At 67.9% G+C, this 16,093-nt stretch carries 12 protein-coding genes and 1 tRNA gene; 4 read left to right on the top strand and 9 right to left on the bottom strand.

All coding sequences use genetic code 11. From position 1 onward, the window contains the following. Positions 1-101: 101 nt before the first annotated feature. From ACFVBH_RS18710 to ACFVBH_RS18720, 3 genes are all read left to right on the top strand, one after another. Entirely contained in the window at positions 102-3,890 is a 3,789-nt protein-coding gene (locus ACFVBH_RS18710) for an ABC transporter ATP-binding protein (protein WP_379002883.1), read from the top strand. Positions 3,891-4,103: 213 nt separating this feature from the next. Continuing rightward, on the top strand, positions 4,104-4,733 hold the full coding sequence (locus ACFVBH_RS18715) for a hypothetical protein (protein ID WP_379002885.1): 630 nt from the start codon (positions 4,104-4,106) through the stop codon (positions 4,731-4,733). A 19-nt stretch (positions 4,734-4,752) separates the two neighbouring features. Then, positions 4,753-5,463 (top strand): HAD family hydrolase, encoded by a 711-nt coding sequence (locus ACFVBH_RS18720; protein WP_379002887.1) that lies wholly within the window; start codon positions 4,753-4,755, stop codon positions 5,461-5,463. Between the two features lie 9 nt (positions 5,464-5,472). Here ACFVBH_RS18720 and ACFVBH_RS18725 read toward each other — a convergent pair whose 3' ends face one another. The 9 genes from ACFVBH_RS18725 to ACFVBH_RS18765 form a co-directional block, all read right to left on the bottom strand. After that, positions 5,473-6,792: a helix-turn-helix transcriptional regulator gene (locus ACFVBH_RS18725; protein WP_379002889.1), complete on the bottom strand. Its 1,320-nt coding sequence runs from the start codon at positions 6,790-6,792 to the stop codon at positions 5,473-5,475. Between the two features lie 1,087 nt (positions 6,793-7,879). Next, entirely contained in the window at positions 7,880-8,608 is a 729-nt protein-coding gene (locus tag ACFVBH_RS18730; RefSeq protein WP_379002891.1) for a dienelactone hydrolase family protein, read from the bottom strand. Positions 8,609-8,786: 178 nt separating this feature from the next. Beyond that, on the bottom strand, positions 8,787-9,821 hold the full coding sequence (locus ACFVBH_RS18735; protein WP_379002893.1) for a DUF6670 family protein: 1,035 nt from the start codon (positions 9,819-9,821) through the stop codon (positions 8,787-8,789). Between the two features lie 324 nt (positions 9,822-10,145). Then, entirely contained in the window at positions 10,146-10,826 is a 681-nt protein-coding gene (locus tag ACFVBH_RS18740; RefSeq protein ID WP_379002895.1) for an HAD-IA family hydrolase, read from the bottom strand. Positions 10,827-10,835: 9 nt separating this feature from the next. Next, complete coding sequence (locus ACFVBH_RS18745; protein WP_354990671.1) at positions 10,836-11,429, bottom strand: NAD(P)H-binding protein; 594 nt, start codon at positions 11,427-11,429, stop codon at positions 10,836-10,838. A gap of 24 nt (positions 11,430-11,453) precedes the next feature. Beyond that, complete coding sequence (locus ACFVBH_RS18750) at positions 11,454-12,236, bottom strand: ankyrin repeat domain-containing protein (RefSeq protein WP_379002897.1); 783 nt, start codon at positions 12,234-12,236, stop codon at positions 11,454-11,456. Between the two features lie 267 nt (positions 12,237-12,503). Then, a complete protein-coding gene (locus tag ACFVBH_RS18755; protein WP_379002899.1) occupies positions 12,504-12,872 on the bottom strand; it encodes a hypothetical protein in 369 nt (122 codons plus the stop codon). A 199-nt stretch (positions 12,873-13,071) separates the two neighbouring features. Further along, a tRNA-Leu gene (locus ACFVBH_RS18760) sits at positions 13,072-13,154 on the bottom strand. A gap of 61 nt (positions 13,155-13,215) precedes the next feature. Further along, positions 13,216-13,533, bottom strand: a complete 318-nt coding sequence (locus tag ACFVBH_RS18765) for a hypothetical protein (protein WP_354990668.1) — start codon at positions 13,531-13,533, stop codon at positions 13,216-13,218. Between the two features lie 186 nt (positions 13,534-13,719). On the opposite strand from ACFVBH_RS18765, the gene ACFVBH_RS18770 reads away from it, so the two are divergent. Next, entirely contained in the window at positions 13,720-16,005 is a 2,286-nt protein-coding gene (locus tag ACFVBH_RS18770) for an ATP-binding cassette domain-containing protein (RefSeq protein WP_379002902.1), read from the top strand. The last annotated feature ends 88 nt before the right edge of the window (positions 16,006-16,093 follow it).

The raw sequence follows: 16,093 nt of genomic DNA on the forward strand, positions 1-16,093 counted from the left end.
GCCCCCGGCCGCACACCGATGTCAGACAGCAGGAACGCCGGGCCGGGTGGCGCGGTATCGGATAGCAGCGCCGGGTCGGGTGCGGAAGTTAGCGGGTTGGTGTGAAGAACGGTGAGTTGAGCGTGCCCGGAGTGGACGGCGCGAATGCGCAGGGGCCGGGCTGGATTCGGTATTTGTTGCGGCGGTGTGCCGAACATCGGCGGACCGTGGTCACGACCATCGTCGGTGCGGTGCTGGCCGCGATCGCGACGGCGGGATTGCCGTTGATCGTGCGGCACGTGGTCGACACGCTCACGGTGGGCGCGGCGTCGGTGCTGCCGTGGGCACTGCTGTTGCTCGGGGTCGGGGCCGGACGGTTCGCGGCCAGCTACGCGCGCCGCACCGGGTCGTCGCGGCTGTCGCTGGATGTGCAGCACGATCTGCGGCGGGATCTGTTCGCGGCGCTGCTGCGGTTGAACGGGCGGCAGCGCTCGGGGCTGTACACCGGGCAGGTGGTGAGCCGGGCGATCACCGACGTGACGCTGATTCAGATGTTCCTGCAACTGGTTCCGATGGTCGGCGGGAACGCGGTGCTGCTGGCGGCCTCGCTGATCCTGATGGCGACCATGTCCCCGGCGCTGACCGCCATCGCGCTGCTGGTGATACCGGCGCTGTGGTTCATCACCCAGCGCAGCCAGCGCGAACTGTTCCCCGCCAACTGGGACGCGCAGGCGCGGGCCGCCGAGGTCGCCATGCGGGTCGAGGCCGCGGTGACCGGGGTGCGGGTGGTCAAGGGGTTCGGGCAGGAATCGCACGAGCTGGACGGGCTGGCCGCCTCGGCGCGCGATCTCTACCGGTCGCGGCTGCGGATCACGCGGATCACCAGCCGGTACATCCCGGCGCTGCAGACGATTCCGGCGGTCGGGCAGGCGCTGGTGCTGATCGTCGGCGGGCTGCTGGCGTTGCAGCAGTCGATCACGCTGGGCACGTTCCTGGCGTTCATGACCTATCTGGGGTCGTTCGTGCATCCGATTCGCATGTTCTCCATGCTGCTGACGGTGAGTCAGCAGGGGAAGGCTTCGCTGGATCGGGTGCGTGAGGTGATCGAGACGCCGGTCGCGGCGGAATCGCGGCCGGCGGGGGAGCCGAGAGCGACCACGGCGGCCGATGGCGCGCCACGCATCGAATTCCACGGTGTGCGTTTCGGATTCGAGGATCAGCCGCCGGTGCTGGACGGGCTGGATCTGAGGGTGGAACCCGGGGAGACCGTGGCGATCGCGGGCACCGCCGGGTCCGGGAAGTCGGTGCTCGTGCAGTTGCTGCCGCGCCTGTTCGATCCGGACGCGGGGCGGATTTCGCTGGACGGCATCGATATTCGTGCGATTCCCGAGCTGCGGGCGCAGGTCGCCATGGTGTTCGAGGATCCCGCGCTCATGGCGGACACCGTGCGGGCCAACGTGGCCTACGGTGTGCCGGACGCGACCGAGGAGCAGGTCTGGCATGCCCTGCGCCTCGCGGCGGCCGACGAGTTCGTGGCGGCGCTGCCCGAGGGGCTCGAGACCATGATCGGCGAACGCGGGCAACGGCTTTCCGGCGGTCAGCGCCAGCGACTGGCGCTGGCGCGCGCCCTGATCACCGACGCGCCGATCCTGGTGCTGGACGACGCCACCTCCGCCATCGACGCGCAGGTCGAGGAGCAGATCTTCGCGCGGATCGCGGCCGAGGTGCGCCGGCGCACCACCATCGTGGTGGCGCATCGTATTTCGACGCTCGCGCTGGCCGATCGCGTCGCGGTGCTCGACGGCGGGCGGATCGCCGAGCTCGGCACGCTGCACGACCTGCAGCGCTCGGGCGAGTTGTTCCGCACGCTGTTCACCCCGCCGGATCCGGTCGGCATCGCCGAGGAGCTCGACACCGGACGGGCGGGTGTGCCGACCGCCGGGCTGTGGGCGCACACCGAGGCCGACGGTGACGAATCGCGGACCCTGGAGCAGATGGCCAAGGCGTTCTCCCAGCGGGCCGCCGGTGCGCCCGGGCCGATGGGCGGGCAGGTCGGCGGTGGGATGATGTCGAGCGCGCCGCCGAGCGGGGACGTGCGGGCGCTCATCGACGGGCTGCCGCCGGTGTCCGGGGAACCCGAAGTGCCCGAGCATTTTTCGCATACGCCGGATACGCGGTTCGATCTGCGTGGTCTGCTGCGGCCGTTCGCGCTGCCGCTGCTGGCGGGGCTGGGGCTGGTCGCGCTCGACGCACTCGCGCAGATTCTGATTCCGTTCCTGGTGCGCTACGGCATCGACCACGGGGTGCTCGCGGGGGCGCGGGACGTGCTGCTGATCACGGCGGCGCTGGCGCTGGTCGTGGTGGCGGTGGACTGGGCGATCACGGTCGCGCAGGTGCGGGTCACCGGGCGGGCCGGGGAGCGGCTGCTGTACGGGCTGCGGGTCAAGGTGTTCGCACAGTTGCAGCGGCTGGGATTGCAGTTCTACGAGCGCGAACTGTCCGGGCGCATCATGACCCGCATGATCACCGACGTGGACGGGTTGTCCACGTTCCTGCAGACCGGGCTGGCGGTCGCGCTGACCAGCTCGCTCACCATAGCCGGGGTGCTGGTGGCGCTGGTGGTCATCGATGCCGGGCTGGCGCTGGTGGTCGTGCCGCTGCTGCCGGTGCTGGTGGTGGCGACCGTGTGGTTCCGGCGGGCCTCGGTGCCCGCGTACAACCTGGCGCGCGAGCAGGTCAGTGCGGCGAACGCGTATCTGCAGGAGAACGTCGACACCATCGCGGTCACCCAGGCCTACCGCCGGGAGGCGGTGAATCAGCGCGAGTTCGAGCGGCGCTCCTGGGGGTACCGGCAGGCGCGGCTGCACAGCCAGACGCTGATGGCGATCTTCTTCCCGTTCGTGGAGATCATGTCGGTGATCGCGACCGTCGCGGTGCTGGCGGTCGGGGTGCACCAGGTGCGGGACGACGCGCTCACCGCGGGGACGCTCATCGCGTTCCTGCTGTACATCGATCTGCTGTTCGCGCCGATTCAGCAGCTGTCGCAGGTGTTCGACAGCTACCAGCAGGCGGTGGTGGGGGTCGAGCGGCTGGCGGTGCTGATGCGGGAGCCGGTCGCGACGCCGGACGCGGACGAGCCGGTCGCGGTGGAACGGCTGGCCGGTGCGATCGAATTCCGTTCCGTGGGTTTCGCTTACGACCCCGCGGGCAAGCGGGTGCTGTCCGGGATCGACCTGCGGATCGAGCCCGGTCAGAAGGTGGCGGTGGTGGGTGAGACCGGTGCGGGCAAGTCGACGCTGGTGAAACTGCTTGCGCGCCTGTACGACACCAGCGAAGGGGCGGTGCTCGTCGACGGCGTCGACATCCGGCGGTACGGGCTGCGCGACTATCGCAAGCGGCTCGGTGTCGTTCCGCAGGAACCGTTCCTGTTCGGCGACACGGTGCACGAGGCGATCGCGTACGGCAAGACCGATGCCACGCCCGCCGACATCGAATGGGCGGCACGGGCGGTCGGCGCGCACGAGATGATCGCGGCGCTCGAGCACGGGTACCGCCAGCCCATCGGCGCGCACGGGGCGAGCCTGTCGGCCGGGCAGCGCCAGCTCCTGGCGCTGGCCCGGGCCCAGCTGGTCGAGCCGGACATTCTCATTCTCGACGAGGCCACGGCGTCACTGGATCTGGCGACCGACGCGCGGGTGCGGGCGGCGGTGGATGTGCTGACCACCGGGCGCACCACGGTGGTGGTGGCGCATCGGCTGGCCACCGCGGCCGACGCCGATCTGATCGTGGTCGTGGGCGAGGGGCGGTTGCTGCAGACCGGGCGGCATGCGGAGTTGCTCGCCGAAGACGGTCCGTACCAACGGCTCTGGGCCGCGTATGTGGGTGAGGAGGTCAATGCTCCCGCCCGGTAGGCGGATCGATTCCTGCGCTGCGGTACCGGTTTTCGCGCGAGTCGGGCGTCCCGTTCGGGGGCGGCCGGCTCGCGGCATATCCGGTGATCATGCTCGGGGTATCGGTGCGCGCGATCGGGACCGAACGCCCCTGATCCGGTCCCGGGAGCTGTCATCCTGAACGGGCGGGACGGCGTCCGCCGGTCCGCACGCGTGGCATCCGGGGGAGCACCCATGAACGCAGCCACCGACCAACCTCCCACTTTCGAGAACTCGCCCGGCCTGTGGGGTCTGATCCGGGACCTGTTCGGCGACAACCCCTGGGTGATCCTGCTGGCCGGCCTCCTGAGCTGGACGATCCTGATCGTCGCCACGCACCGCGCCGCCACGCAGGGCACGAGCACGGTCACCGCCCTGCGAACCGGCCCCCGCCGCCTGCGCGCGGCCCTGCGCCTGCTGTCCGCCGCCCTCCTGCTGTGCCTGCCCGCCGCCTGGCTCGTCACGACGGTGATCTGGGGCAACTACCTGATGTACGTCGCCACCCACTATTTCGTGGACACCCCCGCGAAGCCGCCGTCCTGGCTGTCCCTGACCCCCGGTTCGGCCGTCAGCGCCGGCTACGCGGTCCTGGTCTGCGCCCTGACCACCGCGGCGTTCCTCTCGGCCGCGAAATCCGAGGCCCTGTCCACCGCGGCCTTCCTCGGCGCCTGGCCCGCCCTCCCCGCCGCGGTCCTGACCCTGACCCACCGCACCACCCCCGCCCCCACCTGGACGACCCCCTCCGCCGCCCTGTTCGTCACCGGCTACGTGCTGGCCCCGATAGCGGTAACCCTCTGCCTCCGCCTGTGCGCGTCGAAAACCTGACTCTGCGACAATGCATCCCATGAGCGAGCAGGGCGGCGGCCTCATCGTGTGGGACGTCGATGGCACCCTCATTCCCGCCGATCTGCGATGGCTCCGCAGAGCCGTGGCAGGCACGTACGGGCTGACCGAAGCGGATGTCGTATTCCCCGGCGCCCGCGTGCACGGGTACACGGACGAGTCGATCGTGGTGGATACCGCTGTGGCGTCCGGCATTTCACCAGAGGCAGCGGAAAACGGGATCGAGCGGTTCGCGGCCGAACTGGCTCGGGTGATGGCCGCGGGGGAGCGAGAGCTAGCACGCGACCAGGCCGCTTATCCCGGTGCCGAGGCCACACTGCAGGCCCTGCACGACAGGGGCCACATTCAAACCGTGTTGACCGGAAACCTTCGATCGGCGGCCGAGATCAAACTCCGCGTAACCGGTTTGAACTCGCACCTGGACCTGGGCATCGGAGCCTTCGGATCCGATGCCCGAGACCGCTTCGACCTCCCCGCGATCATCGCCGGACGTTACTCGGCCGAATACGGAACCCTGTTCGATCCCACACGCACCGTCATCATCGGCGATGCGCCGAACGACATCGCGTGCGCCCGGCACGCGGGCCTTCACGTTGTGGTCGTGACGCACCGGGCCGGCCGGGAGGACCTTGCTCGCCATGCGCCCGACGCCATAGTTACAGCGCTGCAACCGGATACGGTGGTCAAGACTGTCGAAGAACTCTTCGGGTAGGCATCGGCCTCAGCGTCGCGCGTAGGTGGCTACACGCTGTGCAAGTTCGCGGACCGGCCTTTCTGTCCGCCACGGCTCCAACCGCTCGACGGCCCGGCGCGCCCGCTCCAACCCGCGTCGATTTCCCATCGCTGCCAGACTCCCGTACGTCTCACCGAGTAACCGGCAGCCTTCCTCCAGTTCACGGTTCAGCGCGTAGGCGCTCGCGAGGTCGACCTGCGCCGCCAATCGGACATTCAGATTTCCGGGGTCGGTGTCTCGAACCGTTGGTTCCAACGCCGCGATCGCCTTGCGTGGTTCGTCGAGGAACAGCCGGCAGGTTCCCTCATAGACCCTGAGGCGGGTGGAATTCCAGTCACTGAAGAGGCCGGATGTGGCGGTGTCGTCGATGTCGTCCACCGCTCGGCGGGCCACCCGCAAGCGGTTCTCGCACTCACTTCGCAGGTCGAGAACCGCGTAGTGCTGAGCTTGTTCGGCAGCGATCCTGGCTCGCGCGGCGGGCGGCAGACTGTCGCTGAACTTGGCCGCGTCCCGGAGCAGTTGGAGACCACTGACAAGGTCGCCTTCCGCGCCGATCAACGTGGCTGCATCCGAACGCAGGTTGCTTTCGAAGATCCGGGCTACCCCGCTGAGCAACCGATGACCGAGTCTGTCGGCCAATCGCCGTGCATAGACGCAATTGGCCAACGCCATCGGCCGATCGCCGACGGCACTCCACAGGCGACTGGCAACGATGGACGTCTCGCCCAGAAGTGTTCCGAGTCGAGTTCTCGTTCGGTCGTCACCCGCGGCGCGGAACAGTTCGGCCACCGAATCTCGGTGCGTCGCGATCAAGCCGACCAGAGCCTCGGGCGCGATGCTCTGACGCTGGCTCGCCAGCAGCCGGGTCACCGCGGTGAAGCTCGCGATCGTCTGCTCGGTGATTGCCTTTGATCGGACGAGCGACTCGACCGGATCGAGCGTCAGTGGCACCGCGTCCGAACGCTCGTCCCATGCATCAAGCCCGACTTCCCCTGTGACGACATGCTTTTCGAACGACAGCCGTGGCGCGTTGGCCTGAGCGCGAATAGCGACCAACTCACCGCGTGCTCCCAGCGCGGCATCGAGGGCGGCGATCAATTCGACGGAGGGGAGGTTCGAGTCCTCCCATTCGGTCATCGAGACGTACTGACGCGAGTAGCCGATCTGGGTTGCGAGCACCCTCTGGCTCAAACCCGCCTCGATCCGGCGGGTCTTGATTTCGCGCGCCAATCGGTCGGCGATGGTCGCCGAACTCCGCTCGTACTCGGCATGTGGGTCACTCATCGTCACCGCGGTCCATTCCCACATTCTCGGTGATCCGCCGGGGTGGCAAGTCGCTCTTTCCGTTAGTTGCCACCTTCTCGCATATGGCTCGGGCGCGGTCTTCTTGAACCGACAAGGGGATGACTTCGGACCGGGAGGGCACTCGCGATGAGGATGCTTCCGACAGCACTCGGGTATGTCGACGAGGATGTGTCGGGCGGCGCCGTGCACTGGGACCGGGCGCAGGTGTGCCGTCTCGCGGCTCGACTCGGATACGCGCTCGTCTGGCCTTCGGGGCATTCACTGATAGCGCTCGCAGATCAAGCGCGTGGCGCAGACGTCGACGCGGTGCTGGTGCCGTCCCCGCTGCATCTGAACAGCTCGGCGGTCGATCGGGTCGTGGACATATGCGATGTCGAAGTCGTCACTCCCCGAATGACTTTCACGCGTGCGCGAGGGGTGTTCCATACATGGCCGGCCTGACACCCCTCACGATGCCGGACTTCGCGGTACTCGGCGCTTTGAACCTGTCCGAGTCGCCGCTGAGCATCGACGAAATCGTGAGAGTCGTGTCGCTTCCGCAGGCCGGTCCGAGCCCTTCGCTGAATCTCGAATCCGCGCGTCGCGTCACGAACCGACTGCGGTCGCGAGGACTGATTCAGTACGACGTCGGGGTGGGCTGGTCCGCGACATACCGTGGGCGAGTCCTCTGGGCGGGCAAAGGGAAGCGATTCACACTCTGAGAATTCTGTCGAAGCGATTCACGAACAACGCCTTTCGAGGAGGTTCTGTTGCTGGCTACCTCCGGGAACAAGCGACCCGAGCCGGTGTGTGGAAGGTGGCGGTTCGAGGTTCGGGGCGGGGGTTGCGTGGCGTTCGAAGGCGTCGAGGACCTCGGTGTGGTTGCGGGCACCTCTATGCGCATAATGCCACGCCATAGGCGTGGGCCTTGCCGCCCGGTGCCTGGATCTCGGATCGGTGCCGCGCGCAGCCGTCCCGACCTGTCGGAACAGATCGGAACGGCTGCGCAGCCGCGTACGGTGTCCTCCGGGGTCAGCGAGCTGATTGCAGGCAATCCGCGGGTGGGTCACCCACCGTCGGAGTGATCAGACACCTTGCGGCACTGACACTCTCATTTCAGGTGTCGGGCGAAGAAGCGGTTTCCCGCCTCGCCTTCGAAGGCCGGGACGCCGGTGTGCCCGCCCATGTTGGCGTGCAGCGTCTTCTCCTTGGAGCCGAAGGCGTCGAACAGGTCCAGGGCCATCTGCCGGTCGTTGCCTTCGTCGTCCCATTGCAGCAACACCTGCAACGGGATGCTGACCCGAGCGGCCTCCTCGAACATCGAACGCGGTACGTAGCTGCCCGCGAAGAGCAGTGCGGCGGCGATGCGGGGTTCGACCGCCGCCAGGCGCAGGCCGAGCGCGATCACCCCGCCGGAATAGCCGACCGGGCCTTGGATGCCGGGCAGGGCGAGCAGCTCGTCCAGCAGGGCCCGCCATTCCGGGACCGCCTGGTCGACGAGCGGGAGGACGAGCCGGTCGACGATGTCGTCGGTGACCGGATCGCCCGCCGTGAGTGCCGTGCGCAGGTCGGCGCGAGCCTGGTCGGCGGATTCGGAACGCGGGCGGTCGCCGGCGCCGGGCAGCTCGATGGTGGCCGCGACGTAGCCGTTCGCCACGGCATCGCGGGCTCGGCCGGCCACGCGGGGATACATCGCGCGGAGGCCGCCCGGATGGCCGATGAGAATCAACGACCTGGGCGTGGAATCGGATTCGGGAGTCCACAGGATGCCGGGGATCTCGCCGAGGGTGAACTCGCGCTCGATGACGCCGTCGAGCCGGTTCTCGGAAATGAAGTGCATGGTCGTGCCTTTCGGGAGTGCGTGGCGCTCCCGGACGACCTATCGCCCGACCATGACCCGAGAGGGGAGCACCCATGTCGATACAGCGTTCACGGGTATCACCTCCCTGTTCTCTCGCACGGTCGAGCAGAAGGGTAGCAGTGCGGGGTTGGGGTGGCCAAAGGGTTTTCGGCGGGGCTCACCGGCGGTCGATGTACTCCATGTACGCGGTCCCGGCGATCGCCCGCCCGGCGAATGTCCCGGTGTAGTCGTAGCTCCCGACGAAACCGGCCCCGAGGCCGTAGCTGTAGTCGTGGTTGCTCACGCCGTCGATCGAGATCAGCGGGTTTCCCCGATCGTCGGCGACCCGCCAGCTCAGCTGCTCGGGCAGGCGCATGATCGAACCGGTGGGTGTGGTCCGATCCAGGTGGCGGCCGACCGTGAACTCGAAACCCCGGGTGTGAACGCTGCCGTGGTCGCCGAGTCCGCGCACGTAGACCCGTCGCTGGATCGGCAGGCCCGCCGGTCCGAGGACCTGCACCAGCAGCACCTGGGTCCGCTCGTCGATGTTCAGCACGTGGTAGGTGAAGAACGGCACCGGTATGTTGGCCCGCGTGCCGGGAGCGACGCTGTGCAGGCCGACGCCGGTGGCGTACTCGACCGTGCACAGGGTGTCGACCGGAAGGACGCCGTGCCGGTCGGTGATGGTGCCGCGGCAGCGGGCGAGCACGCTCCAGTGGTCGTACAGCCCCGGGATGTGGGCGAAGTGCGACACCACGTCGGTGGCGTCGATCTCGAGGTCCACCTCGACCTCCGGGTGCCGGCGACGCAGCGCGAACTTCGGGTAGGCGCCCTCGATGAGGAGCTCGTCACCGAACTTCAAACGCGATCCGTCGGAACGGAATTCACAGTCCTTCACGATCTCGTGGACGAAGAACTGGCCGTCGGTCATCGACCCGGTCGCCGAGCTGACGTACACGGTGTCCGCCGGGGTCGAGGTGATCGCGTGGTCGTTGGCGAAGATCGCCACCCCCGGGGTGCCGAGAATCGACATGACCCCGAAGAATCGGTGCGGCGCGGGCAGATCGGGCACCATGACGCCGTAGTGCGCCCAGTTCTTCAGCCGCCCGCTCGGCGTGGACATGGAGGTGGCCGGGTCGAACGGCCGCCCGTTGCGGCCCCCGGTCCGGTTGATGATCCCGGCGATCCGCTCGATGCTCGTGACGCTGTCCATTGCCGCCTCCACTGTTGGTGTTACTGACAGTACCGGATACATATGGGCCTGAAATACATGCCTGTGATCGGCGGCGTCGACTGGTTAGTCGGTGTACTTTCCCAGCGCATCGTGCACTTCACGCAGACCTGGGCGGGTGAAGAGCTTGGGATCTCCCCAGGGCAAGGTCGCGCTGTCGGGGCAGGTGGAATTAAGGTCGCCGCGCACGAGCTCGCGCGCGACCACTCGGCCAGTCCGGCTTTCCTGCAGTGCACGGAAAGACAAGCGCCGGTACAGCTCCGGAAAGCCGAACGCGACCTGATCCGTAGACCGTAAAGATCGCGGCTAGAGGTGGGGTGGCGGCCCAGCGAGAGCGCCGCGGAGATCTTCGACATCGCGATAGTGGACCGCGGTCATGCCGACACTGCGGGCCGCGGCGACGTTGGACTCGGTGTCGTCGACGAACAGGCAGCGCCGGGGCGGGACCGCGAGGCGTTCGGTGGCCAGGAGGTAGAGGCGGGGATCGGGTTTTGTCAGGCCCACCCGGGCGCTGTTGATCAGGAGGTCGGGAAGATCGTGCAGGCCTTGGCGGCGGAGGTCCTGTTCCAGGCGGGTCGTGCCGTTCGAGACCAGGGCGACCAGGGCGTTCCCGCGGGCGGCGCGCAGGAGGCCGACCGCTTCGGTGTCGATGCGCGGCTGCAGATTCGACCACGCGGTGACGGCGGCGTGGGCGCGCTGGCGGGACCCGAAGCGGACCGCTATGTCGGCGGCGGTCGCCGCGCGCCACTCACCGTCGGTGATCTCGCCGGTGATGGCGGGCAGCAGGCGGGCGGGGGCGAAGGCGCTGGCCGCGAGTGCGCCTCGGGGGAGCTGGTTTTCGCGTTCGATGTGGTCGGCGGGTGGCCAGATGCGCAGGACGCCGTCGATATCGCAGAGCACCGCGTCGTAGGGCCGGTGCGAGCCGGCTGCCGAGTCGGGCGCGGCGTTCGCGCGGTCGCGATAGCTGCGCGGGTCTCGGGAGGGCACATATCGACTCTACGGAGAACTCGTTTCGTCGGTCAGTTCGTAGACGCCGGAGGCGAGTTCGAGCGATGCGGCGGTGCGGATCGCGGCGTCGGCGAGGGCTATGCGCGGGGACGGCGGGAGGGTGTCGGGGTAATAGGTTGCGGGGCCGTGGAATTGGCCGTAGCGCAGGACTACGCCACCGGCCGCCAGGACGGCGGATTCCAGGAAGTCCTTGGCGGACAGGCTTTCTCCGGTCATGGTCCAGGCGACGCTCTGGGCGATGAACCGGGGGGCGCCGGCGGCGTGCGCGGCGGCGAGCAGGTTGGTGGTGCCTTCACGGCGGATGCGGGCGTTGGCGGAGCGACCCGTGGGGAGGTCGGCGGCGTTGTCGGGGAGGTCGGTCAATTGGTGCATGACCAGGTCGGGGGCGAAGGCGACCACGGCGCTGGTGAGGGCCGCCGGATCGAAGGCGTCGCAGATCACCGGTTGAGCGCCCGCTTCGGCCAGGATCCGGGCCTTGTCCGCAGAGCGGGTCATGCCGGCCACCTCGTGGCCCGCGGCGACGAGTAGGGGGACGAGGTGGGCGCCGAGGACGCCGCTGGCGCCTGCCAGAAAGATCCGCATAGTTATCGAGGCTAAGGGAATGGGTCAGCGGGGATCGACGAGGGCCGCTATGTCGGTGAAGCCGCGGCGGACCGCGTGGTCGAAGGCGGTGCGGCCGTTGGCGTCTCGGATGGTGAGGTCCGCGCCGTTGTCGACCAGGACGCGGACGATGTCGCGGTAGCGCGGACCGCCATCGCCGTAGTAGACGGCTTCCAGCAGCGCGGTCCAGCCCAGGTCGTTGACATGGTCGATGTCGATACCGGTTTGCCGGAGCACCTCCCGGACGTAGTTCAGGTGCCCCTTCTCGGCGGCGGGGATCAGCGCGTTGCCACCGAACCGGTTGGGCAGGGTCAGGTCCGGATCGAGCGGGAGCAGGGCCTCCATCATCGGGACGCTGCCGGTGACACCCGTGTTGACCCACGGGGTTTCGCCGCGAGCGTCCTTCGCGTCGGGGTCGGCCCCGAATTCGAGCAGGACCTGCGCGACGGAAAGATCGTCGGATAGGACGGCGAGCATCAGCGGGGTGCGGCCGCCGGTGTCGCGGGTGTCGACCTGGGCGCCCCGGGTGAGCGCGGCGCGGACCGCGGCGGGATCGTGGTCGTTCGCGGCCTGGAGCAGGGCGCGGTTCTGCGCGACGGGAATGGCGAGCGGGTCGGGGGATGTGGCGGGCGACTCGCGGGATGCGCTGTTCGGCCCGGTGGTCGACTCGCTCGATGACCGGCGTTCTGCCAGGTCGGCGCCGGGGTCGGGTGTGCACGCGGTCAGCAGGACCGCGCCGCTGAGCAGTGCGATGCCGTAGGCGAGCCCACGCCGGTGTCCAGTGCTCATGTCCACTGCTCCGTTCGACGGGTAAAACTGTCGACTCCATGCTGCGGACTCGGGGCGAACGGCACATCGACGCGTCGGATGGAATGCGCTCGCGGTTCGGCCGACGGCGGGGTCAGCCGATCGGCTGACCCCGCTGCCGCGTTGTGGAGCGCCGTACCCGGCCCGGGCGCGGCACCGATCGCCGATGCTGTAGCACTGCACAGGCGATCGGCCGCCGCGATTCCGCCTACCGGTCGCAGCGTGGCCGGCTGCCCTCCGGCCACGCACTCAGCAGTTCGGGTTGTTCATGATCTTGATCTGGGTGACGGTCTTGTAGAGCAGGGTCGCGTAGTTCGGGGTGATGCACTGGGTCGAGTTGTCGGAGAACTTCAGCAGGGCGCCGTCGTCGTTCCTGGTGTTGACCACACGAAGGGCGCCGCGGCTGTTCGGGCCGAGGGTCTGCCAGTAGTTCATGTCCTGGTACATCGCCGTCGGGTGGTTGGTGGCGACGTCGTTGCCCGTCTTGTAGAAGCACACGTACGGGTAGTTGCAGCCGAACTTGCTGTCGGCGTTGGCTTCGGTGGCGGACGGACCCGCGACGACACCCAGGCCGGCGACCAGCAGGGCGGCGACGGCGGCGAATCTTCTCATCGTCATTAGCGCTCTCTATTCTCCCAACGCCCAAGCGAATGCTTGGCGTCGCCGAGAAGCATTATGCTGCAGCATAATTGACTCAACCCCAAGGAAATAGGGGCTTCCGCCCCGGCCCGTGATCCGGTTGCGCGCGCGAGAGAAGGTGTGCGGCAGGGCAATACAGCGAAGGCCCCTGGCGTTTGCCAGGGGCCTTCGTAGTCTGTGTCGAGAGGGGGACTTGAACCCCCACGTCCCTAAGGACACTAGCACCTCAAGCTAGCGCGTCTGCCATTCCGCCACCCCGACCGGTGGTGCTCGACTACAGTAGCCGAGCCTTCGCCCGGATGAGAAATCGGCTGGTCAGGGGCTACTTATTCATGAAAATGCCTGCGATGTCAGCCTTTTTGATGGGGGTCTCGCTGTTGGCCTGAACCTGGCACAGGGCCTGCACGGTGCTCATCGTGAAATCGACTGAGGTGCCGGTGGGTTCGTTGTCGTTGCCGGTTTGCTGCTTGATGAACTTGGTGACGGTGATGCGCTGGGAATCCGGCTGCTGGCTCAGGTACTCACTGCACTTGGTATCGCCGCCCTGGTTCAGTGCGCGCTCGACTTCGGTACAGCCGGACAGCACCGTCACGGCGAACAGGGCGGCGGCCGCGCCGGCCGTCCATCGCAGGGTCTTCATGATCGATCCTTCTTTCGCTTACCGCTGTCGCGCGCGGCGGATTCGGACCGCCGCGATCGCCCGTCAGCGTAGAGCGGCGCGATCGATCGGCAATCCGGACTCGACCCTGAGATTTGTCCGATTCGATGTGATTTGCGTCACACACGTGCCCATGTTTTCGGGGGTGTGTAGGGCATGGTGGTGGGTATGCCCACTCCCGCCACGGACATCATTCGGGTGCTCGGCGCCCGCGAGCACAACCTGCGCAACATCTCGATCGAGATCCCCAAGAACAAGATCACCGTTTTCACCGGCGTCTCCGGCTCCGGCAAGTCCTCCATCGTGTTCGACACCATCGCCGTGGAATCGCAGCGGCAGCTGTACGCCACGTTCCCGGCGTTCATCCTCAACTTCCTGCCGCGCTACGAACGACCGCACGCCGAGGCGATCGAGAACCTCACCGCGCCGGTCATCATCGATCAGAAGGCCGTCGGCGGCGGCCCGCGATCCACGGTCGGGACCATGACCGACATCTACGCCCTCATCCGAGCGCTGTTCGCGCGCTTCGGATCACCCTCGACCGGACTCGTCTACGACTACTCCTTCAACACCCCGCAGGGCATGTGCCCCGAATGCGACGGGCTCGGTATGAGCGTCACCGTCGACCCGGACAAGCTCGTGGATCGCAGCAAATCGCTGAACGAAGGCGCGATCCTGCTCACCGGATACGCGGTGGGCAGCGGAGATTGGCAGCTCTACGGCAACTCCGGGCGCTTCGACCTGAACAAGAAACTGGCCGACTACAGCGACGAGGAATGGCACGACCTGCTGCACGGCACCGGCGGCAAGGTGGAACTGACCTTCAACAAGGGCACCTGGAAGGCGAATTACGAAGGGCTGGCGGACAAGTTCACCCGTTCGCGGGTCAAGCGCGACACCTCGGGGCTGTCGGAGAAGACCCGCGAGCAGATCCAGAAGTACCTCACCGAGGGCGTGTGCCCGGCGTGCAACGGGGCGCGGCTCAACGAGAAGGCCCTGGCCACCGAGATCGGCGGGCGCAATATCGCCGAGTGGACGCGGCTGCAGATCACCGATCTGCTCGAGGTGCTCGGGGAGGTCACCGATCCGGCGGCGCGGGGACTGATCGACGCCACCCGGGTGGCACTGGGCCGGGTGGTCGACATCGGGCTCGGCTACCTGAGCCTGGACCGGCCGACGGCGACCCTGTCCGGCGGTGAGGGCCAGCGGCTCAAGATGATCAAGCATCTGGGCAGCACTCTGGTCGGGATGACCTACATCTTCGACGAGCCCAGCGTCGGTCTGCATCCGCGCGATGTGGGCAGGCTCAACCACATGCTCGAGGCCCTGCGGGACAAGGGCAATACCGTGCTGGTGGTCGAGCACGATCCCGATGTCATCCAGATCGCGGACCATATCGTCGATGTCGGACCGCGCGCCGGCGCGCACGGCGGCGAGATCATGTTCACCGGCACCTTCGACGAGCTGCGCCGGGCCGAGACCCTCACCGGGCAGGCGCTGCGCCGGCCGTTCGCGGTCAAGGAGATCTTCCGGGCCGCCACCGGCGAGCTGGCGGTGGACAACGCCACTTCGCACAATCTCAAGAACGTGAGCGCGCGGATTCCCACCGGGATACTGACCGCCGTCACCGGCGTCGCCGGGTCCGGCAAGAGCAGCCTGATCCGGGCCGAGTTCATGAAGCGGTATCCGGAGTCGGTGTTCGTGGACCAGTCCGCCATCGCCGCGTCCTCGCGGTCCACGCCCGCGACCTACCTCGGGCTCATGGATCCCATCCGCAAGCTGTTCGCCAAGGCCACCGGCGAGGCCGCGGGGCTGTTCAGCTTCAATTCCGACGGCGCGTGCAAGGAATGCGAGGGACGCGGGGTCATCATCACCGAGGTCGCCTACATGGACCCGGTGACCACGCACTGCGAATCCTGTGACGGGCGGCGCTTTTCCGAGCGGGTGCTCGCACTCACCCTGCGCGGCAAGTCGATTGCCGACGTACTGGAGATGTCGGCCGAGACCGCGGTCGAGTTCTTCCCGGAGAAGGCGCTGAATGCCAAGTTGCGCACCATGATCGAGGTCGGGCTCGACTATCTGAGCCTCGGGCAGGCCATGAGCACGCTCTCCGGCGGTGAGCGCCAGCGCATCAAACTGGCCACGCAGCTGCAGAACAGCGGCAGCGTGTACGTGCTCGACGAACCGACGACCGGCCTGCACATGTCCGATGTGGACACCCTGCTGCGGCTCATGGACGGACTGGTCGAACGCGGCAACACCGTGATCGTCATCGAGCACAATCTCGACGTGGTCGCGCACGCGGACTGGGTCATCGACCTGGGACCGGACGGCGGCAAGAACGGCGGGGAGATCGTGTTCACCGGGACCCCGGCGCAGCTGCTGCGGGATCCGGACTCGCTGACCGGGCAGTACCTGCGGCTGTACAAGGACGGGGCGGCGGTTCGCGGATGAGCGGCCGGTGTGCGGTGGCACGCACTGCAATTCGCGCCACCGCACACCGGTGACTCGGCCCCGGCGCCGGGGCCGTCGGACAGCACTC

It is taken from the genome of Nocardia sp. NPDC057668, from assembly GCF_042799795.1.
GTDB lineage: Bacteria > Actinomycetota > Actinomycetes > Mycobacteriales > Mycobacteriaceae > Nocardia.